This is a genomic window from Stenotrophomonas sp. YJH_SMC_54 (assembly GCF_059368435.1).
On the sequence record NZ_JCAFRS010000011.1, the window covers coordinates 20644 to 46416 of the forward strand.

General features: G+C 66.7%; 25 protein-coding genes and 1 pseudogene. 19 read left to right on the forward strand and 7 right to left on the reverse strand.

Annotation, left to right across the window (positions count from 1 at the left end; all coding sequences use genetic code 11):
• The first annotated feature begins 877 nt into the window (after positions 1 to 877).
• From AC5P5S_RS13535 to AC5P5S_RS13550, 4 genes and pseudogenes are all read left to right on the forward strand, one after another.
• Positions 878 to 1267 carry a hypothetical protein gene (locus tag AC5P5S_RS13535; RefSeq protein ID WP_196757849.1) on the forward strand — a complete coding sequence of 130 codons (390 nt, stop codon included), beginning with the start codon at positions 878 to 880 and terminating at the stop codon, positions 1265 to 1267.
• A 584-nt stretch (positions 1268 to 1851) separates the two neighbouring features.
• Positions 1852 to 2304 carry a hypothetical protein gene (locus AC5P5S_RS13540; protein WP_049430985.1) on the forward strand — a complete coding sequence of 151 codons (453 nt, stop codon included), beginning with the start codon at positions 1852 to 1854 and terminating at the stop codon, positions 2302 to 2304.
• A gap of 383 nt (positions 2305 to 2687) precedes the next feature.
• Positions 2688 to 3152: pseudogene (locus AC5P5S_RS13545) on the forward strand (GNAT family N-acetyltransferase).
• A 117-nt stretch (positions 3153 to 3269) separates the two neighbouring features.
• Positions 3270 to 4163: an AraC family transcriptional regulator gene (locus AC5P5S_RS13550; protein ID WP_049459953.1), complete on the forward strand. Its 894-nt coding sequence runs from the start codon at positions 3270 to 3272 to the stop codon at positions 4161 to 4163.
• On the opposite strand, the gene AC5P5S_RS13555 is transcribed toward AC5P5S_RS13550, so the two are convergent.
• Positions 4111 to 4941 carry a universal stress protein gene (locus AC5P5S_RS13555; RefSeq protein WP_049459958.1) on the reverse strand — a complete coding sequence of 277 codons (831 nt, stop codon included), beginning with the start codon at positions 4939 to 4941 and terminating at the stop codon, positions 4111 to 4113. The two genes, AC5P5S_RS13550 and AC5P5S_RS13555, sit on opposite strands and share 53 nt — an antisense overlap.
• Positions 4942 to 5113: 172 nt before the next feature.
• Here AC5P5S_RS13555 and AC5P5S_RS13560 point away from each other — a divergent pair, with 172 nt between their 5' ends.
• The gene (locus AC5P5S_RS13560; RefSeq protein ID WP_049469523.1) at positions 5114 to 5680 is read left to right on the forward strand and encodes a TetR/AcrR family transcriptional regulator; all 567 of its coding nucleotides are present in this window, start codon (positions 5114 to 5116) and stop codon (positions 5678 to 5680) included.
• A 30-nt stretch (positions 5681 to 5710) separates the two neighbouring features.
• On the opposite strand, the gene AC5P5S_RS13565 is transcribed toward AC5P5S_RS13560, so the two are convergent.
• Together AC5P5S_RS13565 and AC5P5S_RS13570 are read right to left on the reverse strand one after the other, a co-directional pair.
• Positions 5711 to 6070 (reverse strand): response regulator, encoded by a 360-nt coding sequence (locus tag AC5P5S_RS13565; protein WP_005409405.1) that lies wholly within the window; start codon positions 6068 to 6070, stop codon positions 5711 to 5713.
• Positions 6060 to 7223 carry a two-component system sensor histidine kinase NtrB gene (locus AC5P5S_RS13570; protein ID WP_414497920.1) on the reverse strand — a complete coding sequence of 388 codons (1164 nt, stop codon included), beginning with the start codon at positions 7221 to 7223 and terminating at the stop codon, positions 6060 to 6062. The genes AC5P5S_RS13565 and AC5P5S_RS13570 overlap by 11 nt, the downstream gene beginning before the upstream one ends.
• Before the next feature lie 151 nt (positions 7224 to 7374).
• Here AC5P5S_RS13570 and AC5P5S_RS13575 point away from each other — a divergent pair, with 151 nt between their 5' ends.
• The 5 genes from AC5P5S_RS13575 to AC5P5S_RS13595 are packed head-to-tail and all read left to right on the forward strand — an operon-like array spanning position 7375 to position 13191.
• The gene (locus AC5P5S_RS13575; protein WP_231336823.1) at positions 7375 to 10476 is read left to right on the forward strand and encodes a hybrid sensor histidine kinase/response regulator; all 3102 of its coding nucleotides are present in this window, start codon (positions 7375 to 7377) and stop codon (positions 10474 to 10476) included.
• Positions 10473 to 11297 (forward strand): CheR family methyltransferase, encoded by an 825-nt coding sequence (locus AC5P5S_RS13580; RefSeq protein WP_005409408.1) that lies wholly within the window; start codon positions 10473 to 10475, stop codon positions 11295 to 11297. The genes AC5P5S_RS13575 and AC5P5S_RS13580 overlap by 4 nt, the downstream gene beginning before the upstream one ends.
• Positions 11297 to 11872 (forward strand): chemotaxis protein CheB, encoded by a 576-nt coding sequence (locus AC5P5S_RS13585; protein ID WP_005413150.1) that lies wholly within the window; start codon positions 11297 to 11299, stop codon positions 11870 to 11872. Before AC5P5S_RS13580 ends, AC5P5S_RS13585 begins: the two co-directional genes overlap by 1 nt.
• Positions 11869 to 13002, forward strand: a complete 1134-nt coding sequence (locus AC5P5S_RS13590) for a hybrid sensor histidine kinase/response regulator (RefSeq protein WP_005413151.1) — start codon at positions 11869 to 11871, stop codon at positions 13000 to 13002. Before AC5P5S_RS13585 ends, AC5P5S_RS13590 begins: the two co-directional genes overlap by 4 nt.
• A gap of 54 nt (positions 13003 to 13056) precedes the next feature.
• Positions 13057 to 13191 carry a hypothetical protein gene (locus AC5P5S_RS13595; protein WP_005413152.1) on the forward strand — a complete coding sequence of 45 codons (135 nt, stop codon included), beginning with the start codon at positions 13057 to 13059 and terminating at the stop codon, positions 13189 to 13191.
• 15 nt (positions 13192 to 13206) lie between these two features.
• Here AC5P5S_RS13595 and AC5P5S_RS13600 read toward each other — a convergent pair whose 3' ends face one another.
• A complete protein-coding gene (locus tag AC5P5S_RS13600; RefSeq protein WP_012480019.1) occupies positions 13207 to 13527 on the reverse strand; it encodes an ArsR/SmtB family transcription factor in 321 nt (106 codons plus the stop codon).
• 86 nt (positions 13528 to 13613) lie between these two features.
• Between AC5P5S_RS13600 and AC5P5S_RS13605 the strand changes: the two genes are divergently transcribed.
• The 3 genes from AC5P5S_RS13605 (at position 13614) to AC5P5S_RS13615 (ending at position 15583) form a co-directional block, all read left to right on the forward strand.
• A complete protein-coding gene (locus AC5P5S_RS13605) occupies positions 13614 to 14051 on the forward strand; it encodes a YeeE/YedE family protein (protein ID WP_043035070.1) in 438 nt (145 codons plus the stop codon).
• Positions 14048 to 14461 carry a DUF6691 family protein gene (locus tag AC5P5S_RS13610; RefSeq protein WP_005409414.1) on the forward strand — a complete coding sequence of 138 codons (414 nt, stop codon included), beginning with the start codon at positions 14048 to 14050 and terminating at the stop codon, positions 14459 to 14461. The genes AC5P5S_RS13605 and AC5P5S_RS13610 overlap by 4 nt, the downstream gene beginning before the upstream one ends.
• Before the next feature lie 69 nt (positions 14462 to 14530).
• Positions 14531 to 15583, forward strand: coding sequence for a linear amide C-N hydrolase (locus tag AC5P5S_RS13615; protein ID WP_038645921.1), 1053 nt, complete (start codon positions 14531 to 14533; stop codon positions 15581 to 15583).
• Here the strand turns inward: AC5P5S_RS13615 and AC5P5S_RS13620 are convergent.
• Complete coding sequence (locus AC5P5S_RS13620; protein WP_033833286.1) at positions 15580 to 16359, reverse strand: DUF6491 family protein; 780 nt, start codon at positions 16357 to 16359, stop codon at positions 15580 to 15582. The two genes, AC5P5S_RS13615 and AC5P5S_RS13620, sit on opposite strands and share 4 nt — an antisense overlap.
• Positions 16360 to 16440: 81 nt before the next feature.
• Here AC5P5S_RS13620 and AC5P5S_RS13625 point away from each other — a divergent pair, with 81 nt between their 5' ends.
• Positions 16441 to 17139 (forward strand): helix-turn-helix transcriptional regulator, encoded by a 699-nt coding sequence (locus tag AC5P5S_RS13625; RefSeq protein ID WP_005409417.1) that lies wholly within the window; start codon positions 16441 to 16443, stop codon positions 17137 to 17139.
• Between the two features lie 119 nt (positions 17140 to 17258).
• A complete protein-coding gene (locus AC5P5S_RS13630; protein ID WP_062605936.1) occupies positions 17259 to 18209 on the forward strand; it encodes a DMT family transporter in 951 nt (316 codons plus the stop codon).
• Between the two features lie 9 nt (positions 18210 to 18218).
• Here the strand turns inward: AC5P5S_RS13630 and AC5P5S_RS13635 are convergent, their stop codons facing one another.
• On the reverse strand, positions 18219 to 18539 hold the full coding sequence (locus AC5P5S_RS13635; RefSeq protein ID WP_162292024.1) for a hypothetical protein: 321 nt from the start codon (positions 18537 to 18539) through the stop codon (positions 18219 to 18221).
• Positions 18540 to 18566: 27 nt separating this feature from the next.
• On the opposite strand from AC5P5S_RS13635, the gene thrA reads away from it, so the two are divergent.
• The 3 genes from thrA to thrC are packed head-to-tail and all read left to right on the forward strand — an operon-like array spanning position 18567 to position 23298.
• A complete protein-coding gene (gene thrA / locus AC5P5S_RS13640; RefSeq protein ID WP_062605934.1) occupies positions 18567 to 21071 on the forward strand; it encodes a bifunctional aspartate kinase/homoserine dehydrogenase I in 2505 nt (834 codons plus the stop codon).
• Complete coding sequence (locus tag AC5P5S_RS13645) at positions 21068 to 21982, forward strand: homoserine kinase (protein WP_062605932.1); 915 nt, start codon at positions 21068 to 21070, stop codon at positions 21980 to 21982. The genes thrA and AC5P5S_RS13645 overlap by 4 nt, the downstream gene beginning before the upstream one ends.
• Positions 21983 to 22011: 29 nt before the next feature.
• Positions 22012 to 23298: a threonine synthase gene (gene thrC, locus AC5P5S_RS13650; RefSeq protein ID WP_062605929.1), complete on the forward strand. Its 1287-nt coding sequence runs from the start codon at positions 22012 to 22014 to the stop codon at positions 23296 to 23298.
• Between the two features lie 102 nt (positions 23299 to 23400).
• On the opposite strand, the gene AC5P5S_RS13655 is transcribed toward thrC, so the two are convergent.
• Positions 23401 to 24153, reverse strand: coding sequence for a Crp/Fnr family transcriptional regulator (locus AC5P5S_RS13655; protein WP_005409422.1), 753 nt, complete (start codon positions 24151 to 24153; stop codon positions 23401 to 23403).
• 126 nt (positions 24154 to 24279) lie between these two features.
• On the opposite strand from AC5P5S_RS13655, the gene hisS reads away from it, so the two are divergent.
• Positions 24280 to 25674, forward strand: a complete 1395-nt coding sequence (gene hisS, locus AC5P5S_RS13660; protein WP_005413164.1) for a histidine--tRNA ligase — start codon at positions 24280 to 24282, stop codon at positions 25672 to 25674.
• The last annotated feature ends 99 nt before the right edge of the window (positions 25675 to 25773 follow it).

Below are 25773 nucleotides of genomic sequence, written 5' to 3' on the forward strand. Positions count from 1 at the left end.
GGAGTTGTAGATTGGCGTGCAATGTAAGCGCAGCGTGAACGTGCTGGCGCTTCACTTATACTCTTCAACCAAGCGCGAGCTTTTGCCGATTTTGGCGGGAGAACTCTTTGGTCACGTAGCATGGGTTGTTGGGAAAGGTGGACATTTGCCAGCCCTGCCTCTTGGGTTCCCTGATGGGGCAGTAATCACCAGCGTCGTGTGATCGAGTGGCAATGGACCCACGCTGGTCCCAGGCACTTCGTAAGTTGCTGATTGAGCGGGCGACGAAATCCCCTCCTAAGGGGAAGGTCGACCGTTCGAATCGGGCCGGGGTCGCCAGAATCAACAACTTGCGAAAGCCGCTATATCGCCACAGGCCATATCGGGCCATCAAAAGGCGCCATTTGGTCACAGTGGTGGTAATGGCGAATCAATAGGTTGGCTTCGCCACCGCACCGTCATCGCCCTCAGGGGGAGAGGTGCTCGTAGCACTTCCAGTAGTGGCCTAGTCGGCATGCCCGGCCAGGATCTGCACCTGTCGCAACGGCACTCCGGTGATGGCCATACCGTGTTCTTGTGCACGGCGACAAGCGGATCGGATAGACAGCGAAGTACACAGCGCGCATACCGGCCCAGCGGCACCTCGCGCCACTTGCCGACTTCGTGCGCCCCCGGCCATCTTCGTCTGGATCGCCCTCAACACTTCGGCGGCCCACCTCTGCCGGGAGGCTTGGTGGGCGGCTGGAGTTGGATTGCCGCGCGGCAATTGAATCGCAATGCCGTAAGGTAATATTTCTGCCAATCCGTTCGGAATTGCGCAAGGGCGGACGCGCAGTAGAATCAGCCAACAATAACGGAGGGGATCATGCGGAAAGGAATGCTTGGTGCTGCGGCCGCAATGGCCACGTTGATCGGCTGTTCCACGGTCCCCGTCACGGAGGAAACCGCCAGGCCGGTGCCTCCTGATCGTATCTACAAGGCCGAACGCTTGGCGCCGTCACCGGACCGTAGTGCGCAGATCTACATCATGCGGGACAAGGGTTTCCATGGATCTGCCTGCACGCATGCCATCTCTCTCAACAATGAGAAGGTGATGGACATTCGCCAGTCCGAAGCCGCCACGCTGTATGTATCACCAGGCTCCTACTTCGTGAAGCTCGACACAGGTGGTGGCGCCTGCCCGAACATTTCAACGTCTCAGAACCTGACCATCAACGCGGGCGAAAGGCAGGTCTATCGAATCCTGCTGCCGTCCGATGGGAGCCTTCGCCTGACCCGCGAGCAATAACCAAGCGCGGCAGGTCATGCAACGCCATGCAGGTGCTGGGTGAGGCGGACTCGGCCGCCGATGATCGAATCGTCAATCAGGCGGAATGACGGATAGAGGCCATCTTCGACGAACCCGGTGTACCCCGTGTCGACCAGCACTACTACTGGCGCAGTGCGTCCGGGCTGGGTACCTGGCCCAGGTAGAGGCTGGATTCACGCGGCCGCAGGCCATGCAACCGGTGTCCGCCAAGCTGGGCCCGGCAAAATGTAGGCAGCGTCGGATTGTCGGTCCCGTGAAAACCGCAATCCTGTGGTAGTAAAGGCCCCAGCGGTGGCATGACGCCGCCGACAGGGGGCAACATGAAGGCGATGACCGCTGTTCTGGTTGCGGCTGTGCTTTGCGTTGGTTGTTCAACCAAGGGGGGTTCCACTGCACCCTACAACGTCTCTTTCGTTGGCCATCCTTCCCGGGCCGCCGTAGCACCACCTCTACCTCCACCTCCGCCGCCCCCCGTTGACGGTCAGGCCCAGGCGCCTGATCCCAGCGGAGTCAAGCCTCCGAGGAGGCTTCCCCGCGACGGATGGTATGAGCCTGGAGAGGAGGTGGATGACGCCTCGGACGTTGAGGAGGCGTTGCCAGCGGTACTGGCGGAATGCAAGAAGCTCATCCTCGGGATGGAGAACAAATCCGTTGATCAGCGAAAGGCGTCCCTCTGGGTGTACGGGATCGGGCTGGTCGCGGGCACGGTCATCGCACCTGCACTTACGGCGGCGAACGCTGCCAAGCACGCCGGTGCAATAGCGGGACTAAGTGCATTGGGGGGCGCCTCTGGTATGGCGGGAAAGGCGCTGGAGGACTCTGGGTTTGGGGGATCCGCGGCAATTGCTGATCGTAGAGCCGTCGCTGACGTGATTCGTCTGAAGCTCCCAGTGATCACGGATCGCAGAGAGGCGTCGCACGATCGACGGAAGGCGCTTACGGAAATGCAGGCTGCATGCTTTGCCTACGATCTGACCACCCCGAAGCCCATCCAGTCGTCAACAACCGGCAAATGAACAAGGAAGGGCCCGCTCTCCGACGGGCCCTTCTCTTTTACACCCCGCGTTAAGTTCGCTGCCGTCACTTTGCTCCGGGTCATGCGGTACGACATGCTGGATACCTTGCTGGGCTCGCCCGCGCCCGCGCCGGCGGCGGATGGCTGGACGTTGCCATGGCGCCCACAATGCATCTCTACTACCGGCAACGCGTAATTGAGGTTCGCGATGAGTTGCCGAAGTACCTTGATGGCTGGGACGGCCCTATCTACCTGCAGGGCTGAAGCTGCGACTGTGATGGTGCAAGGGCATTGTCGCCGTACAACATTCAACGGCTGCCGCGCAGCGTGACGGCGCTGTGCGGGCCGCTCACGATCAGTGGACCAGACCACACAGGCATCCTCATGCCCGCACAGTTGCAACCGGTCCAACCACTGCACTACCCACGTATCGCTGGCTGGCTCGATTCGCTTGCAGCGACGCAACGCTGGGCCGGCCCAGGCGTTGCCTTTCCGCTGCTGCCCGAAGCGTTCGCACAGACGCTTGAACTGGCCTAGCGACCGGGTTAGGTGCTGCTGGACGGGGAGGGCGCGTGCTTGGGGTTCGGCCAGTACTGGTTGACCGCGCCCGGCACCGCCCGCCTGGGCCGCATCATTGTTTCGCCGCAGGCGCGTGGGCGCGGCCTGGGGCGGGTGCTGGTGCAGTTGTTGAGTGCCGAGGGCCTGCGGTCGCCTGGAGTGCAGCGCCTGACCCTGCGCGTCTACCGTGACAATGTCGCAGCGGTGGCCCTCTACCGCGATCTCGGCTTCCAGCCGGTGGAAGACGCTTCGACGCCGGAACTGCTGTTCATGCAGCGCAGCGGGGTCTGATCCAGCTTCAGCGTCGGCTACTGCGGGTGGGGGCGGTATCTTGATCATTCCGGTACTTTTCACAGGTCTGGCGCCGGGCCCGATATGCTGGGCCCCGGAATCCCGCCGGATCAGCCCGTGGACCGCATTCCCCAGCTTCTGGAACAGGACGAATCCATGCGCCTGGAGGTCAGCACGCTGGCGGAAGGCTTGGGTGTTCCGCTGTCGTTCGGGCACGCCTATCTGACGGTGCTGGTGTGCGTGTCCGGGCGTGCGCGGTTCGCACTGAACTTCCGCGAAGTGGCGGTGCAGCGGCACGACGTACTGGTGCTGGCGGAGGATACGCTGGCGCTGCTGCGGCAGCGTTCGCGCCGCTTCCTTGCGGTGGCCTGCCTGGTGCCGAAAGCGCTGGCCTCGGAGGTGGCCTATGTGCTGCCCAATGCACTGTTCAAGTTCCTGCACGAGCACCCCCATTGTGTACCGTCACCGCTGGAGGTGCCGCTGCTGCAGGGTTGGCTGCAGCAGTTGATGGATGCCCAGCACAACGGTGGCCGCCATCGCCACGTGATGCTGCGCAACCTGCTGCAGACCTTTTTCCTGAAGTTCGCCACATTGCTCCCGGCATACTACGAGGCGGCGCCGCCGGTCGGCCGACGCGAGCGCCTGGCCTGGAGCTTCTGGGAACTGGTCGGCCAGCGCAGCACGCGCCAACGCGACGTGCAGTCCTACGCCGAGGTGCTGTGCATTACCCCGTTCTACCTCTCGCAGGTGACCCGGGAATGTTTCGGCGAAACGCCGAAGGCGTTGATCGACCGCCAGGTGGTGCTGGAGATCAAGGCGCTGCTGAGCTACAGCGAACTGCCGATCGGACGCATCGCCGAACGCCTGTGCTTCGAGGACGCGTCCTACCTGTGCCGCTATTTCCGGCGGCACACCGGCCAATCGCTGACCGGCTACCGCCGGGCGGGGCAGGGCGGTATCAGTGCGATACGAACAAGGGCGCCGGTACTTCGGCGAGCAGATCCTCGGTGACCCCGCCGAGCACGCGTTCGACCACGCGACTGCGGCTGTAGGGCCCCAGCACCAGCAGATCGGCTTTGGCATCAAGTACATGCTGGCGAATGGTGGCAGCTACGCCCCCTTGGCTGGAGCTGATCGCCTGGATCTCCACTTCAACGCCGTGCCGCGCCAGATGCTGGGCCATTTCAGCGCCGGGTGCCGCTTCAGCCTTGGGCGTGTCGACCATCAGCAGGTGCACGGCCTGCGCCCGGGCCAGCAGAGGCAGGGCATCTGCCACCGCACGACGGGCCTGCTTGCTGGCATTCCAGGCCACCACGATACGCCGGCCGACCTGCTCGCCCTTCCAGTGCGGCGGCACCAGCAGCATCGGTACCCCGGTCTGGCGAAGCGTGCCCAGTGGATGCCAGCCGGAGGGCGCGCCTGGTGTGTGCGGATAGCCGGCGATGATCAGGTCGCAGTACAGCGACTGCAGCGCCAGGTCAGCGCCACCCAGGTAGTCCGAGACGATGCGCAGTTCGGTGCTGATCTGCAGCGGCTCGGACACGGCACGCAGGTTCTGCATCAGCTGTGCGGTGCAGGCGGCATCCGCGCGGGCCTCGTGGTCCAGCGCGGCGGCGATGCCGGCACCGCGCGCGAAGCCGTTGGCGATGTCGGTGGGATGCAGGGCCGTGGAGACTGCGACCAGATGCGCCTGCTGGGCCTGCGCCAGGTCGGCGGCGATGTTGAGAACGCGGTGCCCGGTGTCGCTGGCGTCGAACAGCACGGCGATATCGCGTAGTGGGTGCAGCATGGCGTTGTCTCCCTCGATGCCTGTGACGCGTTCCCTGCCGTGCACCGACCCGGGGGCACCGGACGCACCGCTGTTGTAGCGCATTCGTGATTCGTGTGAATCATATTTGATTCAGTTTATTAATTGATGATTCATGCTAGCGTGAGGGTCAGCCCACACCCCCTCGCTTTTCATGCGACCTGCCGCAGCACGTACACGACGCGACCTGCCCCATGCGCTGGCGGCCACCCTGGTCAGCCATCCACGCTGCACCCTCAGCGAACTCGCGCGCGGGGCGGGCATCAGCCGCGCGACCCTGTACCGGTTTGCGCCTACCCGGGAGGCGATCGACGAGGCCCTGTTCGCAGCCGGTTTCGAGCGCGTGGAAGCGGCGGCGGCCTGGTTCGACCAGGGCGGTGATGCACGCCACGTGCTGGAGCAGGTCACCGCCACGCTGCTGGCGGACTGGGAGCTGGTGACGCTGCTGTTCGCACGGATGATGGAAGAACAGCAGCGCCTGGGCGACCTGCACCTGCTGCCGGAGCGCTGGGCGCCGATCGGCGGGCGCTTCGAGGCCTTCTTCCTGCGGGGTCAGGCGGCCGGGGAGTTCAACGTCGGTTTCACCGCGGTATGGCTCGCGGACTTCTACTGGAGCTGCTTCTACGGCATCACCTGGTCACTGGCACGCGGTCGGCTGGCGCCGGCAGCGGCAGCCTCTACGCTGCTGGCATCGTTCCAGCGCGGGGCGATGATGGGTTGACCGCAGGGGCTTCCTGCGGGGCGCCGTGGCTTACGCCTGCCTGAGCAGCTGCACCAGCTGGCGCAGGCGATAGGGCTTGGGCAGGAACTCCACCTGCTCGGGCAGCGGCGGCAGCTGCGAACGGGCATAGCCGGACGAGAGGATCATCCTTGCCTGCGGCTGTTCGCGTGCCACATGCTCGCTCAGCTCGATGCCGGACATGCCGTTGGGCATGCTGACGTCGCTGAACACCACGTCGAAACGTGCTTCGCCCTTGAGCAGTTCCGCCGCCTCGTGGCCATCGGCGGTCGTGGCCACATCGATGCCGAGGTCGCGCAGGGCCAGGCCGATCATTTCACGCAGATCGGTCTGGTCTTCCACCATCAGTACGCGGATCGGGTCATCGGTCATCGGCAGGGTCCTCCATTGCGGGTAGCAGCAGGCTGACCGTGGTGCCGACACCGGGCGTGGTGGACACGTCGACGAAGCCGCCGCTCTGGGTAGTGAATCCGAACACCTGGCTCAGGCCCAGGCCGCTGCCTTTGCCGATGTCCTTGGTGGTGAAGAAGGGCTCGGTGGCCCGTTCGGCGATGTCGGCCGCCATCCCGTGGCCTTCATCGCAGACGCTGAGGGTGACATAGCCACGTTGCAGCGTGGAGTCCGCGTCCGGGTCGAGGCGATGCTCCAGCGCGGTGCCGATCAGGATGCGACCGCCTTCAAGGGTAGCATCGGCGGCATTTGCGACCAGATTGGCCAGCGCCGTCTGCAGCTGCAGCGCATCGGTGTTGACCGCAGGCAGGCCGGGTGCCAGCTGGGCATCCAGCATCACCGTGGGCGGGCAGGCGCGTTGCAGGTCCGGCAGCCATTGCTGTATCAACACGTTGATATCCAGTGGTTCGCGGATCAGGGTCTGGCCAGTGCTGAACGCCAGCAGCTGGCGGGTCAGCAGCGCACCACGATCGGTCGCGCTCTGCGCGGCATCGAGCAGCTCGGCGGCGCGCGCATCGTCACCGCCAACGCGCAGGGACAGCAGGTCCAGTGCGTTGCCGATGGTGGTCAGCAGGTTGTTGAACTCATGCGACAGGCCGCGGCTGAGTCGGCCGACGGCCTCGAACTGTTGGGTATTGCGCAGCGCTCGTTGGGCATCACGCAGCAGGCGCTGTGCCTGCCACTGTTCGGTGATGTCGCGGGTGATCTTGACGAAGCCGAGCAGCTCACCCGCTTCAACCACCGGCTCGATGACAACACTGGCACGGAATGACGAGCCATCGCGGCGTACCCGCCAGCCCTCATTGGCAACGTGGCCATGCTGCGCTGCATGACGGAGCAGGCGTTGCGGTTCTCCTGCCTCGCGGTCGGCGGCCAGGTAGAAGCGACCAAAGTGGGTGCCCACCACTTCATCGGCTGAATAGCCCTTGATGCGCTCCGCACCCGGGTTCCAGCTGCAGACGATGCCATCCGGATCAAGCAGGTACAGCGCATGGTCGCGCACGCTGTCGATCAGCAGTCGCAGTTGGCGGGAAGGGTCCGTCAGCACGGACGTCGTAGAGGCGGCAGCGTCCACGTAAAAATAAGTGTTACCCCTGTGAGGGACGTGAAGCTAGGCATTCAAGTGTGAAGGAGGTGTGGAGGCGGGACACGTGCCATTTGTCCTGTGCGGCTGAATACGACACGGAGTACCATCACCCACCCTTTTTGTTCTGGAACCGACCTGCATGCGTCCTGGTGCGACTACGCGTGACCGCTGGATCTGGATGACTTCCGCCGTGCTGCTGGCTGCGACCATCGCATTGGAGCTGGTGGTACCGCTCGGTTATGCAGTATGGCTGGCGTATTTCCTGGCCGTGGGCGTCACGGTGTTCCAGCGCAGTGCGCGCGCGCCGTTCATCGTGGCTGTGCTCGCCTGCGTCCTGCTGGTCATCGGTTTCAACATCGCCCCGGCCAGCTCGAACTCGGCGTTCTCGCTGGTCAACCGAAGCATCGGTGGTTGTGCGTTCCTGATGATCGCGCTGATCGTCTCCCGCGCGATCCAGGCACGCCGGGACGCAATGCGGGCGTTGTGGCTGCAGGAGGCCGAGAACGCGGTAGCGATGAGCCTGCGCGGCGACCTCGGCCCGGAGCAGATTGCCGAGGCGGCAGCCACCAGCCTGGGCGCGCAACTGGAGGCCGACGTCGGCGCCGTGTACCGGCTGGAAGGCGGACGACTGCAGCTGACCGGCGGCCTGGCGTTGCCGTCCGGCATGCCGGCGTCGCTGGCATTGCAGGAGGGCGTGGCCGGGCAGGTGGCGCGGGATGAGTGCATCCGTCACCTGAAGGGCAGCGACGACGCCGTACTTGAACTGCAGACCAGCCTGGGGCGGTTGCCGGTGCGCGAGCGCATCCTCGCGCCGATCAGCAGTGACGGCACCGTGGTAGGCATCGTCGAGCTGGGACGCGCCCGGGCGGGTGCGCAGCGCGACCTGGATCGCGAGCTGCTGGAGCGCTGCGCCGAGACCATCGGCATGGCGCTGCGTGCATCGCTGCTGCGCGCACAACTGGTGGTGCTGCTGGAGGAATCGCAGCGCCAGGGCGAGGAGCTGCAGGCCCAGCAGGAAGAGCTGCGCGTGGCCAATGAGGAACTGGAAGAGCAGAGCCGCAGCCTGCTGCAGTCGCAGAGCCATCTGGAAGAACAGCAGGCCGAGCTGGAACAGAGCAACGTCCAGCTGGAAGAGCGGACCCACGAGCTGGAGGCGCAGAAGCAGGCACTGCTGGTCGCGCAGAGCCAGCTGGTGCGCAACAGCAACGAACTGGCCGCGACATCGCGCTACAAGTCCGAGTTCCTGGCCAACATGTCGCACGAACTGCGCACGCCGCTGAACAGCTCGCTGATCCTGGCCAAGCTGCTGGCCGACAACAAGGACGGCACGCTCACCGAAGAACAGGTGAAGTATGCGCGTGCGATCCTGTCGTCCAACAACGATCTGCTGGCGCTGATCAACGACATCCTGGACCTGTCGCGCATCGAGGCCGGCCACGTCGAGCTGGCCGATGAAGTGGTGGTGACCGACAGCGTGCTGCAGCGCCTGCGCGAGACTTTCGAGCCGATGGCGCGGCAGAAGGGCCTGGCCCTGCAGATCGAGGCCGATGCGCTGGCGCCGAGCCAGCTGGTGGTCGACAGCCAGCGACTGCAGCAGATCCTGAAGAACCTGCTGGCCAATGCGGTGAAGTTCACCGAGCATGGAAAGGTCAGCCTGCACGTGCGCGCGGCCGGCCAGGGGCGCATCCGTTTCGAGGTCTGCGACAGCGGTATCGGCATTGCCCGCGAGCAGCTGCAGGTCATCTTCGAAGCCTTCCGCCAGGCCGATGGCAGCACCCGTCGCCGCTACGGTGGCACCGGCCTGGGGCTGTCGATCTCGCGTGATCTGGCCGAGCGCATGGGCGGCAGCATCCAGGTCGACAGCGAACCGGGCCGTGGCAGCTGCTTCATTCTGGAACTGCCGTTGCAGGGCGCGCCCGCCTCGAACGCCGCGGACATCGCCGCAGCCCCCGTGGCCTCGCCGGTCGCGGCCGCTGTGCCGGCGATGCAGGTGCCAGCAAGGGCTCCGGTGGCGCCGACGACGACGGTGCCCAGCGTGGCCGACGACCGCGGTCGTCGCCAGCACCCGGGCCGCCTGATCCTGGCCGTCGAGGACGACGCCACGTTCGCCGAAGCGCTGGTGGCCCTGGCCCATGAACTGGATTTCGACTGCGTGGTGGCCGGGACGGCCGAAGAGGCGCTGGCCCTGGCCGGCGAACTGCGACCGAACGGCATCCTGCTCGATATCGGCCTGCCGGACGTGTCCGGCCTGAGCGTGCTGGAGCGCCTGAAGCGCAACCCCGATACCCGCCATATTCCTGTGCACGTGGTCTCGGCAACGGACCGCAGCCAGGTGGCGCGCGAGCTTGGCGCGATCGGGTTTGCGATCAAGCCGACCACGCGCGAGCGCCTGGTAAGCGCCATCGAGCAGCTGGAACAGACCAGCCAGCGCGACGTGCGGCGCCTGCTGATCGTCGAGGACGACAGCGAGCTGCGCCACAACCTGGAACTGCTGCTGGGCCGTGATCAGCTGCAGATCGTCGCCGTGGGAACGCTTGCTGGCGCGCTGGAGCAGCTCAGCACGGTCACCTTTGATTGCATGGTGATGGACCTGTCACTGCCTGACGGCAGCGGCTACGACCTGCTCGAACACATGGCCGGCAACGATGACGTCGGCTTCCCGCCGGTGATCGTCTATACCGGTCGCGCGCTCGGTCGCGAGGAAGAACAGCGCCTGCGCCGCTATTCCAAGAGCATCATCATCAAGGGCGCACGTTCGCCCGAACGCCTGCTGGATGAAGTCACCCTGTTCCTGCACAGCGTGGAAGCCAGCCTGCCCACCGACCAGCAGCGCCTGCTGCGCGAGGCGCGCCGTCGCGACACCGTGCTCGATGGACGCACCGTACTGCTGGCCGAGGACGACGTGCGCAACATCTTTGCGCTGTCCAGCGTGCTCGAGCCGCTGGGCGTGACGCTGGAGATCGCGCGCAATGGGCAGGAGGCAGTGGACCGCCTGGCCGAGCGCGAAGTCGACCTGGTGCTGATGGACATCATGATGCCGGAGAAGGATGGCCTGGCCGCGATGCGCGAGATCCGCGCGCAGCGTCACCTGCAGGACCTGCCGATCATCGCGCTGACTGCCAAGGCCATGCCGGACGACCGTGAGCGTTGCCTGCAGGCGGGCGCCAACGATTACATCGCCAAGCCCATCGACGTCGACAAGCTGGTCTCGCTGTGCCGGGTCTGGTGCTCGCGGCAATGAACGAACAGGCGCTGTTCGACCTCGAACTGAAGGTCCTGCTGGAGGCGCTGTACCAGCGCTACCACTACGATTTCCGCAGCTATGCGGTGTCGTCGCTGCGCCGACGCATGCGCCAGGCGATGCAGCGCTATGAGTGCGAGCGGCTGGTCGACCTGCAGTACCGGCTGCTGCACGAGCCGGACCTGTTCGCCCAGGCCATGCAGTTCTTCACCGTGCAGGTCTCGGAGATGTTCCGTGACCCTGCGTATTTCCGTGAGCTGCGCGAGCAGGTGGTGCCAGTGCTGCGTACCTATCCCTCGGTGAAGCTGTGGGTGGCCGGCTGCAGCACGGGCGAGGAAGTGTGGTCGCTGGCGATCCTGCTGCATGAGGAAGGCCTGCTCGAGCGCAGCATCGTCTATGCCACCGACATCAATCCGGCCGCGCTGGCCACCGCCGAGGCGGGCGCCTATGGCATCGACCGGATGGCCCAGTTCAGCCGCAACTACCTGGCCGCCGGTGGCACCGCGTCGCTGTCGGACTACTACGCTACCGCCTACGATGGTGCGGTGTTCGACCGCCAACTGCGCCGCAACGTGGTGTTCGCCGACCACAGCCTGGCCACCGATACCGTGTTCTCCGAAGTGCACCTGGTGTCGTGCCGCAACGTGCTGATCTATTTCAACCGCGACCTGCAGGATCGTGCCGTCGGCCTGTTCCGCGAAGCGCTGGTGCACCGGGGCTTCCTTGGCCTGGGCAGCAAGGAGTCGCTGCAGTTCGGGTGCCACCACGATGCCTTCGAGGTCTGTTCGCGAGAGCACCGCCTGTACCGGAAGGTGGCCTGATGACGCTGCCGGTGCGTCCGGCCGTGCTGGTGATCGGCGCGTCCGCCGGTGGCGTGGCGGCCCTGCAGGCGGTGCTCGGTGCACTGCCGGCGAAGCTGCCGGTACCGGTACTGGCCGTGCTGCACCTGCCGCGAGACCGCACCAGCCGCATCGCCGAGGTGCTGGCGCCGTACTGCGCGTTGCCGGTGCGCGAAGCCGAAGACAAGCAGCCGTTGCAACCGGGCACGGTGACGTTCGCGCCGCCGGATTACCACCTGCTGGTGGAGGACGAGGGGGCGTTGGCGCTGTCGGTGGATGCACCGGTGCTGTTTTCCCGTCCGGCCATCGATCCGCTGTTCGATTCCGCTGCTGCGGTGTTCGGCGCGCAGGTATTGGCCCTGCTGCTGACCGGTGCCAGCAGTGATGGCAGCGAGGGCGTTGCCGCCGTGCGCCGTGCCGGTGGCCATGCCTGGCTGCAATGTCCCGAGGAAGCCGAGGCGTCGATGATGCCCGCTTCCGCCCTGCAGTACGCCGGCGCCGATGCCGTGCTGCCCCTTGAACTGATGTGTCGCCGCCTGAAGGAGTTGTTTGCATGAACCTGTTGCCACCGGAACCTGCGCAGTCGCAGACCCCGGTCAACCTCCTGATCGTCGATGACGTGCCGCAGAACCTGGTAGCCATGCAGGCCCTGCTGCAGCGCGAAGGGGTCAACCTGCTGCTGGCCGGCTCGGGCGCGCAGGCGTTGGAGCTGCTGCTCGAGCACGAGGTGGCATTGGCCCTGCTTGACGTGCACATGCCGGAGATCGATGGCTTCACCCTGGCCGAACTGATGCGCGGTTCGCATCGCAGCCGCGACGTGCCGATCATCTTCCTGACCGCCTCTCCGGATGATCCCCTGCGCGTGTTCAAGGGCTACGAAAGCGGTGCGGTCGATTTCCTGCACAAGCCGGTGGCGCCGCAGGTGATCCTGAGCAAGGTCAACGTCTTCATCGAGCTGTACCAGCAGCGGCAGCTGCTGAAGGCGCGCAACGAGGCACTGGAGCGGGCGCTGAAGCTCAACGAGACGATGGCTGCCGTTTTGACCCACGACCTGCGCACGCCGTTGTCGGCGATCCTGCTGTGCACCGACAAGCTGGCGCTGGAGCTTCCGGAAGACAACGCAGGCGCGCAGCAGACGCTGCAGTACCTGGAAGCCAGCACCCTGCGGATGGCGCGGATGGTCGAGCAGCTGCTGGATTTCTCGCGGATCCGCAGCGGTGGCCTGAGGCTGGAGGCAAGTGCCTGCGATCTGGCCGACGTGACGCGCGCGGTAGTCGCCGAGGCGGGCAGCGCGCATGGGGCGGACCGGATCCACCTGGACCTGCAGGGAGACACGCGGCTGCAGGGCGATCTGGATCGCCTTGGCCAGGTCGCCGCCAACCTGGTCGGCAATGCGCTGACCCATGGCAGCGAGGCGAGGGTGGAGGTGGATGGGCGCGACCCGCGCGGCGTATTGCTGCGGGTCAGCAACGCCGGCCGGATCGATGACGCGCTGTTGCCGCGACTGTTCGAACCGTTCAAGGCCAGCTTCCACCAGAGCAAGGGCCTGGGCCTGGGCCTGTACATCGTCGATCAGTTCGTCCGCGCGCACGGCGGGCGCATTGCGGCCCGCAACGAAGCGGGCCAGGTGGTGTTCGAGGCAATGCTGCCACGACGCTGCGACGGCACGGTCTTGGCGGCAACCTGAACGCTTCGGCCAGCGTTCCGGCGGACTGAGACGGACTGGTCCGCAACTGCCAGCGTGGGTGCCTATTCTCGCCAGCTTTCCTGCAGTGACTGGTCCGGATTCTCCCGGCGCCTGCAGGGCGATCGTTCGGCACCGACGCCAGTGGACCTGCTCGATCAGGTGGTGCAGCCGGCGCTGCATGCAGGCTGATGGTCTGCGCCGGATTCAGCGCGAAGCAGCCCCGCAGTACGCCGCATGCAGCGCCTGCAGCACGCCCAGCGCCGGCCCTTCAAGGACCCGGTAGTGGATCGCCTGCGCTTCGCGCCGGGTCGCCACGATATCCAGTCCGCGCAGCACCGCCAGATGCTGTGACAACGCCGATGCGCTCAGGCCGGTCAGTGCCTGCAGTTCCGGTACCGGCGCTTCACCTTCCACCAGGCGGCACAGCACCCGCAGCCGGGCCGGGTGGGCCAGGCTTTTGAGCAGCGTGGCTGCCTGCGACGCGTGTTCGGCCATCGCGGCGCTGTCGAGCTGGGTCCGGGCCATGGTTGACCATCTTATTTAGAATGATCTAATTTAGAATAATCTAAACAAATGGGCAATCCCATGTGCGGCAGCGAAGAGGGCAGGGCATGAACCTGCCATGGAGTGCGGCGGCAGGTGGTGCGTTGATCGGCGCCGCCGCGGTGCTGTTGCTCGCCACCATCGGACGCGTGGCGGGCATCAGCGGCATCACCGCAGGCAGCCTGCGCGCAGGCAAGGGCGAGCGTGCCTGGCGCTGGGCCTTCCTGGCCGGCCTGACCGCATCGGCGGGGCTGGTGCTGTGGTGGCAATCGGTGCCCGAGGCATCGCCGCGTGCGCTGCTGCGTGATGCGCTGCCGGCATGGCAGTTGATGGGAGCCGGCCTGCTGGTCGGCTTCGGTACGCGGCTGGGCAACGGCTGCACCAGCGGTCACGGTGTGTGCGGCATGGCCCGCGCTTCGAAGCGATCGCTGGCGGCCGTGCTGGTGTTCATGGCCTGCGCGATGCTGACCACCTTCCTGGTCCGTCATGGCGGAGGCCCAACATGAGCCGCGCAGTCTGGGCCGCCGGCGCGGCGGGCGCATTGTTTGGCATGGGGTTGGCACTTTCGGGAATGACCGACGCGCGTCGTGTCCTCGGCTTCCTCGACATCACCGGTGACTTCGATCCCACGCTGCTGTGGGTGCTGGGCTCGGCGCTGCTGGTCAGCGCGATCGGGCAGCGGTGGGTGTTGCGGCGACAGCAGCCGCTGTACGCAGACCGCTTCCGGCTGCCTGTTACCCGGCGTGTGGATGCTCGCCTGCTGCTGGGTGCCGCGCTGTTCGGGATCGGCTGGGGCTGGGCGGGCTATTGCCCAGGCCCGGCCATCGCCGGGGTGGCCGTGGCGTCGCGCGAAGCCCTGTGGTTCGTGCCTTCGATGCTTGCAGGATTCTGGCTGCACGACCGCTTCGTCCGTTGAGGCTTTCACCCCTGTCTCACCCTGCCTGGGGTCCTATCTTCGGATCACGGGGAAAAGGAGTGCAACGACATGGCACGGATGAAGTGGATGGGAAGGGGAATGCTGGCGGTCGCGCTGGCCGCAGCCGTGGCACCGGCACTGGCCTGCACGCGCGCGGTGTACCTGGGTGACAACGGCGATGTGATCACCGCGCGCTCGATGGACTGGAAGGTCGATGTGGCGACCAACCTCTACATACTGCCGCGCGGCATTGCGCGCACCGGCCAGGCCGGCCCGAAGTCGCTGGCGTGGACCGCGCGCTACGGCTCGGTGGTGGCCACCGGCTACGACGTGTCGACCACCGATGGCATGAACGAAAAGGGCCTGGTAGCCAACCTGCTGTGGCTGGTCGAATCGGAGTATCCGCAGCAGCGTGGCAACAAGCCGGGCCTGGCGATTTCGCTGTGGGCGCAGTATGTGCTGGACAACTTCGCTACCGTGGAAGAGGCGGTCGCCGCGTTGAAGCGCGAGCCGTACGCGATCGTCACCGACAAGGTGCCCGGTGAAGATCGGCAGGCGACGCTGCACCTGTCGCTGTCCGATGCCAGCGGCGACAGTGCCATCGTCGAGTACATCGGCGGCCGCCAGGTGATTCACCATGACCGGCGCTACCAGGTGATGACCAATTCGCCGATCTTCGAGCAGCAGCTGGCGCTCAACAGCTACTGGCAGCAGATCGGCGGCACGGTGATGCTGCCGGGCACCAACCGCTCTGCTGACCGTTTCGCGCGCGCCTCGTTCTACATCAACGCCATTCCCAAGGCCGAGGATCCGGTGGAGGCCCTGGCCAGCGTGTTCAGCGTGATCCGCAACGCGTCGGTGCCGTATGGCATCACCACGCCGGGTGAGCCGAACATCTCATCCACGCGCTGGCGCACCGTGGCCGACCACAAGCGGCGGCTGTACTTCTTCGAATCGGCATTGACCCCGAACACCTTCTGGGTCGATCTGAACAAGGTCGATTTCGCCGGCAAGGTACTCAAGCTCGACCTCGGCAAGGACCAGCGCAATACCTTCGCCGGTGATGCACTGGGCCAGTTCGTGCCCAGCGCACCGTTCGCCTTCCTCGGCGTCGACGGTTAGTTCGACGCCTGGCTGGAGGCCGGGTAGACCGCCTGGATCGTGCAGCTGCCGCGCGTGTACTGCGGCAGCGGGGCGATGCTTTCACCGCGCAGATCGTCTGTCTCGAATTCGGCAGTCATGATCCGATCGCCGGGATTGCCACAGATCAGGCCGTTCTGCAGGCCCGAGTGGAAGCTCAGCTGCGGCGCGCGGTCGAGCTGGCGGCAGTGGCTGCCGAGTTCGACCCGGTAGTAGCGATGGCCGCCATTGCGGCGCGGATTGGTCTCCACCAGCATGCCCTGCGGGTCGGATGACCAGGCACGCACGTTGCGCGTGGCAAAGCAGTAGGACGGTGAGCCGCCGAAGCTGCGACGCACCTCCTTGCGTTCGCGGATGGTCACGGCAGGCAGGGTAGCGGTGCGCAGGCGGCCGCTGTCGCGGGCGACGCTGGCATAATCGCGATTCTGCAGCGGGGTGACCGCGCTGATGGTGCATCGGCGGCCGTCGACCACGACGCGTTCGCTGGGGCGGCCGCAGGCCCAGCCGGCGGGGGCTTCCAGTTTCAGCGAAGTGGCACCGCGGACGCCGGGACAATCTTCGTTGAAGTCGATCCGATAGGCCTGGCCGGAGGCGGCGCGCAGTGCGATCGAGCGCGGTGATGCCTGCTCCACTTCCTGTACGCCGACAGCGTCCATGCAGTGCGGAGCCGGGGGCGTACGCTCCTGAGCGGAGACCGAAGCGGCGAGCGCCAGGCCGAGGCCGGTGGCGAGCGCCAGGGACACCTGCTGATGGGTCATGTCCTGCACTCCCTGCGTTGGATGACGGTTCGACTATAGCAACGGTTTGCACGGCCGTTGTTACACGCGCACACTGCTCGGATGGGCGCCATCTTCCATCTGCGGCACTACGGCCAGGCCACCGGCCTGGACCGCCATGACTACGCGCAGTGGGTGCTGCCAGTGCAGGGTGAACTGCAGTTCGAAATGGAAGGTCGCGGAGGTCGGCTGGACGTGCTGCAGGGGGCATTCGTGGCCGCCGGTGAGGCGCATGACCAGATGGCTGATGGTCCCAATGGTTTCGTGATCGTTGACTGTCCTCCGGGCGTACTTGATGACGGCACGCAGGAGCATCTGTGCCGGCAGCGCTGGCTGCATCTGCCGCTGGCATTGCGCCGACGCCTGGCTGAGGTGCAGGCAGGGCAGTCAATGCCGGCGCTGCTGCCGCAGTTGCTGCAGGTATTTGCACCTGCCGGCAGTGGCGCGCGCATGCAGGGTCTGTGTGCGGCGGTCCAGGCCGACCCCGGGCAGGCGTGGCCGGTGGCGCGCATGGCGGGGTTCGTCGGGGTCAGCGAGAGCCGTTTGCATGCGCTGTTCCGGCAGGAGTTCGGGCTCAGCCCGCAGGCCTGGCTCAGTGCAAGCCGGTTGCGTTGGGCCAAGCACCAGCTGCGCACCAGCGTGGCGCCGATCAGCGATATCGCGCTGGCCGCGGGCTATTCCGAGCAGAGCGCACTGACCCGTGCGCTGCGCCGCGAGTGCGGCCAGACTCCCGCAGCGTGGCGCCGGGGCGCCGGACTGTAGGGTCGAGCCACGCTCGGCTTTGCGCACGCGCGGCCGGTCAGGGCAATAGCCTCGGTCAAGAGCGCCCGCTGGCCAGTGCTTACACTGCGCGGCCTGTTCTCTCCCCCCGAAGAACCCGAATGCGCAACAACCCGATGGCCCTGGGCATCGCCAATGGCGTTGCCGCTGGCGCGCTGTGGGGCGTGGTCTTCCTCGCGCCCGCTGTGCTGCAGTCGTTCAACGCCCTGCAACTGTCCGCCGGTCGCTACCTGGTCTATGGCCTGATCGCCGTAGCCCTGTTGCTGCCGCGCTGGAAGCGGCTGGCACCGCGGCTGGGCCGCGCCGAATGGATCGGCCTGTTGTGGCTGAGCCTGGCCGGCAACCTCGTGTATTTCCTGTTGCTGGCCACGGCGGTGCAGTGGGCCGGCGGCGCGGCGGCGTCCCTGATTGTCGGCCTGATTCCGGTGGTGGTCACCCTGGTCGGCGTGCGCGAACAGGGCGCAGTGCCTTTGAAGCAGCTGCTGCCGGCACTGGGCCTGTGCGTGCTGGGCGTGGCCCTGGTTGGTTGGGAAGCACTGATGTCCGAGCACCTGGCAACCCCGTGGCGGCAGCGCCTGATCGGCCTGCTGTGCGCGTTCGGCGCGCTGTTCTCGTGGGCGTTGTACTCGATCGGCAACAGCCGCTGGCTGGCGCGTCGACCGGACTTGTCCAGCCACGACTGGTCGCTGCTGACCGGCGTCACCACCGGCGGCCTGGCCCTGCTGCTGGTGCCGATGGCCTTCATCGGGCACACCAGCGGGCACACGGCGGCGCAGTGGAGTGGTTTCTGGGCAATCAGTGCCGGTGTGGCGGTGGTGGCCTCGATCCTCGGCAATGCGTTCTGGAACCGCGCCAGCCGCCTGCTGCCGCTGACCCTGACCGGACAGATGATCGTGTTCGAGACGCTGTTCGCGCTGGCGTATGCCTTCGCCTGGCAGCAGCGCTGGCCTTCGCTGCTGGAAGCGCTGGCGATCGTGTTCCTGGTGGCCGGCGTGATGCTGTGCGCGCATGCCCATCGTAGTCCACGGGCGATCGCCGAACATGCCGACTGAATGCGTGCGTCAAGCGTGCTGATGCTGCCTTGGTCTCAGATGCAACCAAATGCCGGCACGTTGAGCGATGATCGCGGCACTGGTTTTTTGCATCGCAGCACTTGACAGCAGGCCGGCGCACAGTGTTTTCTGTGCGTCATGGTTCTTGATGCCGCCCACGCCAGCCTGATCGCTCCCGCTACCGCGGGCCGTTCGACTGCGCCGGTCGCCACCACCACCATTACCACCACCACCGTCACCACTGCCCTGGTGCGGCCCGTCGTCTTCGTGTAACTCCCGAAAACCACGGCCCCGCACCATACAGGTGGCGGGGAAACTCGACACCTGCATGCGACGGGGCCTCCTGCCGAGGTCTGCATGTCTTCCCACGCCCCCGCTCATCCCGTTGCCCCGGCCGATCTGGCTGCACCGTCCATCGTCGTGCACAAGTTCGGCGGCACCTCGGTGGCCGATGCCGAACGCTACCGCCATGTTGCGGCCCTGCTGCTGGCCCGTCCCGAATCGCTGCAGGTCACTGTCGTTTCGGCAATGAAGGGCGTTACTGACGCGCTGATCGAGCTGGCCCAGCTGGCGGCCAAGGGCGACGAAGCCTGGCGCGAGGCCTGGCATGCGCTGCGCGCGCGTCACCGTGGCGCCGCCGTGGCCCTGCTGGGCGAGCAGGTGGGCGAGACCGTCGAGTGGATCGACGCCCGCTTCGATCAACTGGCCGAAGTGCTGGCGGCGCTGGCGGTGATCGGCGAGCTGCCGCGCGAAGTGCTCGACCGCGTGCAGGGCCTGGGCGAAGTATTCTCCGCGCAGCTGCTTGGCACCCACCTGCGTGCCTTGGGCGAAGACTGTGCGGTACTCGATGCACGCGACGTGCTGGTGGTCGGGCATGGCGAACTGGGCGTGGATGTCGACTGGGAGTCCAGCGCGGACCGCCTGGCCAAGTGGCGCCTGCGGCATCCGCAGATGCGCCTGGTCGCCACCGGTTTCGTTGCCCGTGACCGCCATGACCGCATCACCACGCTCGGCCGCAATGGCAGCGACTATTCCGGCGCGATCTTCGCCGCGTTGTTCAATGCCGATGAACTGCACATCTGGACCGACGTCGACGGCGTGCTGTCGGCCGACCCGCGGCTGGTGCCCGAGGCGGTGCAACTGGAGTCACTGAGCTACGACGAGGCCTGCGAACTGGCTTATTTCGGCGCCAAGGTGGTGCACCCGCAGACGATGTCGCCGGCGATCCGCCTCGGCCTGCCGATCTTCATCCGCAATACGTTCCAGCCGGCGCATCCGGGGACGCGCATCAGCGCCGAGCGCTCGCCGCGCGGGCCGGTGAAGGGCCTGACCCTGAGCCCCGGGCTGTCCCTGTTGAACCTGGAAGGCACCGGCCTGATCGGCGTGCCCGGTACCGCCGAGCGCGTGTTCGCGGCGCTGCGCCAGGCGCAGGTGTCGGTGGTGATGATCTCGCAGGGTTCGTCAGAGCATTCGATCTGCTGCGTGGTGCGCGCTGCCGAAGCGGCGCGTGGCCGTGAGGCACTGCTGCACGCGTTCGCGCATGAACTGTCGGTAGGGCAGGTGCAGCGCGTGCAGGTCAGTGAGGGCGTCAGCGTGCTGGCGGCAGTGGGTGACGGCATGGCCGGCCAGCCCGGTGTGGCGGCGCGCCTGTTCGAGGCGCTGGGACGCGCGCAGGTGAACATCCTGGCGATCGCGCAGGGCTCGTCGGAGCGCAATATTTCTGTGGCGGTGGACAGTGCCGATGCCACCCGCGCATTGCGGGCCGCACATGCGGGCTTCTGGCTGTCGCCGCAGACGTTCGCGGTCGGCGTGATCGGGCCGGGCAACGTCGGCGCGGCACTGCTGGACCAGCTGCTGGCGGCCCGCCCGCAGCTGCTGGCCAAGGCCAATGTGGATCTTCGCCTGCGCGCGCTGGCCTCGCGTTCGCGCATGCGGCTGGAAGTGGACGGCCTGCACGCTGATTGGCGGGAGGCATTGCAGGACGCGGGCGAGCCCAGCGACCTGGATCGCTTCACCGAACACCTGCTGGCCGCGCACCTGCCGCATGCGGTGGTGATCGACTGCAGTGGCAGCGCCGACGTGGCCGAGCGCTATGAGGGCTGGCTGGCCGCCGGCATTCACGTGGTGACTCCGAACAAGCAGGCCGGTGCTGGCCCGCTGCCGCGCTACCAGCGCATCCGCGCTGCTGCGGCGGCCAGTGGTGCGCGCTTCCGCTACGAAGCCACGGTGGGCGCGGGCCTGCCGGTGATCACCACGCTGCGTGATCTGGTCGATACGGGCGACGAGGTGCTGGCGATCGAAGGCATCTTCTCCGGCACGCTGGCGTGGCTGTTCAACCGCTTCGACGGCAGTCAGCCGTTCTCGCAGCTAGTCGCGCAGGCGCGGTCGATGGGCTACACCGAGCCGGACCCGCGCGATGATCTTTCGGGCGTGGACGTGGCGCGCAAGCTGGTGATCCTCGCCCGCGAGGCCGGCCACGCGCTCAGCCTGGAACAGGTACAGGTGGAAAGCCTGGTGCCGGCGCTGCTGCGCGATGGCAGCGTGGATGACTTCATGGCGCGGCTGGGCGAGTCCGATGCCAGCCTGTTGCAGCGGTTGCAGGACGCGCGGGCGCGTGGCGCGGTGCTGCGCTACGTGGCACAGCTGGGCGCTGACGGTGCCTCGGTGGGCCTGCAGGAACTGCCCGCCGACCACGCCTTCGCCAACCTTCGGTTGACCGACAACGTGGTGCAATTCCGTACCCGTCGCTACTGCGACAACCCGTTGGTGGTGCAGGGTCCGGGCGCCGGCCCGGAAGTCACCGCCGCCGGTGTGTTTGCCGACCTGCTGCGGGTCGCGGCCGGTGAAGGAGCACGCCTGTGATCGCACGTGCGTTCGCGCCGGCCTCGGTGGCCAACGTGGCGGTGGGCTTCGACATTCTTGGTCATGCCATCGCCGGTGTTGGCGATACCGTGACCGTGCGCCGCATCGAGGAACCGGTGGTCTGCATCGAAGCGATCCGTGGCAGTGCGGTCGAGCTGCCGCTGGAGGCCGCCGGGAACACCGCCGGCGCTGCGCTGATGTCACTGCGCGAAGGCCTGGGCCTGGATTTCGGATTCGCGGTGGAGATCGACAAGGGCATTCCGTTCGGTTCCGGCATGGGCGGTTCGGCAGCGTCATGCGTTGCGGCGCTGGTTGCCGCCAACGCGCTGCTGGATGTACCGCTGTCGCGCGAGGCGCTGTATCCGTTTGCGCTCGATGGCGAGGCGGTGGCCAGCGGTGGCCGCCACGGCGACAACGTGGGGCCGCTGCTGCTGGGTGGTCTTGCGCTGTGTACGGCCGATCGCCTGCTGCCAATTCCGGTGCCGGCGACCTGGCACAGCCTGCTGGTGCATCCGCACGCGGTGCTGGAAACACGCCGTGCGCGCCAGGTGCTGCAGGGCAGCTACGCGCTGGGTGAATTCGTGGCACAGAGTGCGAACCTCGCGCTGGTACTCAGTGGTTGCCATCGTAGTGATGCGGCGCTGGTGCGGGCTGGATTGCGCGATGTGCTGGTGGAACCACGGCGGGCCGGCCTGATTGCAGGTTTCGAAGCAGCCCGCGATGCGGCGCTGTCGGCCCATGCAATGGGTGCGGGCATCTCCGGTGCCGGACCCAGCGTGTTCGCCTGGTTCGAGGACGCCGACCAGGCCCGCACCGCTGCCGCACCGGTGCAGGCGGCATTTGCCGCCGCCGGTTTCGACAGCGATGCCTGGGTGTCGCCGCTGGATGCACCGGGAGCCCGCTTGTGCTGAATCCTTCCCCTTTACTGGATACCGAACCCATGCAATTTGTTTCGACCCGGGGTCAGTCCCCGGCCGTTGGCCTCAGTGCGGCGATCGCTTCAGGATTGGCGCCCGATGGAGGGCTGTATGTTCCGCAGGTGCTGCCGGCGGCACGTGAGCTGCGGGCCGGCGCAACGCTGGCCGATACCGCCGCCGATCTGCTGGCACCGTTCTTTTCCGGCGACGCGCTGGAGTCTGCGTTGCCGTCGATCTGCCGGGAAGCGTTCGACTTTCAGGTTCCGCTGCGTGCATTGGGCGGCGGTGACCATGTGCTGGAGCTGTTCCATGGGCCGACGGCGGCGTTCAAGGATATCGGTGCGCGCTTCCTGGCCGGAACACTGTCGCGGCTGCAGGCCGGCAAGGACCGCGATCTGACGATTGTTGTCGCCACGTCTGGCGATACCGGCGCCGCCGTTGCTGCGGCCTTCCATCGCCAGCCCGGCGTGCGCGTGGTGGTGCTGTATCCGGATGGCCGCGTGTCACCGCGCCAGGCGCATCAGCTCGGTTGTTTCGGCGACAACATCCAGGCGCTGCGCGTGGCCGGTGCCTTCGACGATTGCCAGGCGATGGTCAAGCAGGCACTGGCTGACCGCGAACTGCAGGCGCAGGTGCCGCTGAGTTCGGCCAACAGCATCAGCCTCGGCCGCCTGCTGCCGCAGATGAGTTATTACGCGCATGCGGCGTTGTCCCATTACGCGACGCATCGTCGTCGGCTCAACCTGGTGGTGCCGACCGGCAACCTTGGCAATGCGATGGCGGCCGTGCTGGCGCGCGCGCTGGGCGTGCCGATCGGGCAGATCGTGCTGGCCACCAATGCCAATGCGGTACTGCCGGCGTATTTCAATGGCGGCGACTACCAGCCGCAGGCCAGCGTGGCCACCGTGGCCAATGCAATGGACGTAGGGGCGCCCAGCAACTTTGAACGCCTGCGCTGGCTTTACCTCGGAGATGACGCCGAGCTGCGCGCTGCGTTCCGCGCGTTCGCGGTGGATGACGTGACCATCCGCGCGACGATTGCGGCGGCGCATGCCAGCAACGGCGAACTGTTCTGCCCGCATACGGCCACAGCGGTGAAGGTGCTGCAGGACCTGCGTGCGCGCGGCGCCAAGGGCGACTGGGCGGTGGTGGCCACGGCGCACCCGGCCAAGTTCGAGGCCGTGGTCGAGCCGCTGATCGGCGAAACGGTGGCGGTGCCGCCTGCGCTGGATGCGTTGCTGCAGCGGCCCGCGCACGCGGAACCGTTGGCCGCGGAGTATGCGGCGTTGCGCGAGGTGTTGCTGCGTTGACCGGAGATGGACGTGGTTGCCGGCCAGCGGCCGGCACTACCCGTGCTGCGTCCACCTGGTAGTGCCGGCCGCTGGCCGGCAACCCAGCCAACCGCGATGCGGTCAGATCAACCCTTCACCGGCCAGCGTGCGCAACCCGTCCTCGTCGAGGATCTCCACCACGTTCAGGTGGGGCAGGGCGATCAACCCCTGCTGGCGCAGCTTGGTGAAGGTACGGCTGACCGTTTCCATGGTCAGGCCCAGATGGTCGGCGATGTCGCCACGCCCCATCGGTAGCGAGACGCGCAGGCCATCGCCACCCAGCTTGGCCTCGCGCGCGGCCAGGCGCAGCAGGAAGTCGGCCACTTTCTCGGCCGGCTGCAGCCGCGCCAGTGCCAGCGCGGCATCCTGGGCGGCGTCCAGCTCCTGGCAGGCACGCTGCAGCAGCTTGCGTTCCAGGTGCGGGAAACGGCTGCGAAGCGCCTTCATCTGCGGCAGCGCGACACGGCATACGCGGCTGTCTGCGATGGCCTCGATATCGTAGCGGTGGTGGTCACTGCCGCTCAGGCCCAGGTAGTCGCCAGGAAGCACGAAGCCATTGATCTGGCGGCGGCCATCGGCCAGGGTGCGCACCAGGCGCAGGGCACCGCCGGTCAATGTATAGACATGGTCGCGCTCTTCGCCGGTGCGGGCCAGGGTACTGCCCATGCTGACCTGCTGGGAAACGGTGACCTGTTCCAGTGCCTGCACTTCATCGGGCGACAGCGCCGAGCACACCGCAAGGTGGCGAACCGAGCAGTGCAGGCAGTCCAGCGTGTTGCAGGACGGCGAGGCGGGATCGTTGGTGGCGGGCGGAGCGCCGGAAGGCCGTGACATGTTGCGGGGGCGTATCGCGGGCGGGGAGGGCCTTATGATACTTCAAGCGGCCGTTCGACCCTGCCCGAGGCGGGGGCGCTAGAATGTCGCCCCCTCCCACGTCCCGTTCCAGCAGGAGTTCCGCCCGTGATCAAGCCCCGTACCCCGCCCGGCACCCTTGAACTGTTGCCGCGCGAGCAGATTGCGTTCCAGCGCATGCTGGACGTGATCCGTCGCAACTACGAGCGCTTCGGGTTCCTGCCGGTGGAGACGCCGGTGTTCGAGCTGTCCGACGTGCTGCTGACCAAGTCCGGTGGCGAGACCGAGCGCCAGGTGTATTTCGTGCAGTCCACCGGTGCGCTGGCCAACGCCGCCGAATCGGGTGACCGTTCGCTGCCGGAAATGGCGCTGCGCTTCGACCTGACCGTGCCGCTGGCGCGCTACGTGGCCGAGCACGAGCATGAACTGACCTTCCCGTTCCGTCGCTACCAGATGCAGCGGGTGTACCGCGGCGAGCGCGCCCAACGCGGCCGCTTCCGTGAGTTCTACCAGTGCGACATCGACGTGATCGGCAAGGACAGCCTGAGCGTGCGATACGACGCCGAAGTGCTGGCGGTCATCCACGCGGTGTTCTCGGAACTGCGCATCGGTGACTTCAGCATCCAGCTGAACAACCGCAAGCTGATGCGTGGCTTCTTCGAGAGCCTGGGCGTGGCCGAGGGCGAGCGCCAGCTGGCAGTGCTGCGCGAAGTGGACAAGCTGGACAAGCGCGGCGCCGATTACGTGCGCGAGACGCTGGTGGGCGAGGGCTTCGAGATTCCGGCCGAGCAGGTCGAGAAGATCCTGGCGTTCGTGGCCGTGCGTTCGCAGGGCCATGCCGATGCACTGGCGCAGCTGGCCACGCTTGAAGCCGACGCCGGTTCTTCGGAGATCCTGCGTACCGGCGTCGCCGAACTGCGCGAAGTGCTGCAGCTGGTGCAGGCGCTGGGCGTGCCGGAAACCGCGTACTGCCTGAATTTCTCCATTGCGCGCGGCCTGGACTACTACACCGGCACCGTCTACGAGACCACGCTGACCGACCACCCGCAGATCGGTTCGATCTGCTCGGGCGGCCGCTACGAAGACCTGGCCAGCCACTACAGCAAGTCGAAGCTGCCGGGCGTGGGCATCTCCATCGGCCTGTCGCGCCTGTTCTGGCAGCTGCGCGAAGCCGGCCTGATCGATGGCATCGAGGGCAGCAGCGTGCAGGCGCTGGTGGCGCTGATGGACGAGCAGGGCATGCCGCAGTCGCTGGACATCGCGCGCCGCCTGCGCGCCGGTGGCATCAATACCGAAGTGCAGATGGAGCCGAAGAAGATCGGCAAGCAGTTCCAGTACGCCGCCAAGGCCGGCATCCGCTTCGTGGTGCTGGCCGGCGAGGACGAGCTGGCGCGCGGCGTGGTGGCAGTGAAGGACCTGCTGCGCGAGCAGCAGTTCGAAGTCTCCCGCGACGAGCTGGCCAGCACCCTGCAGGTCGAGCTGGAGCAATCGAAGGTGATGTAACGGCCCCTGGCAGCATGCAGCGCTTCAACGAAACGCCCACCAACCGGTGGGCGTTTTCGTTTCCGGGCCCCGTTCCGGGGTCAGAGCCGTTTTCCTCTG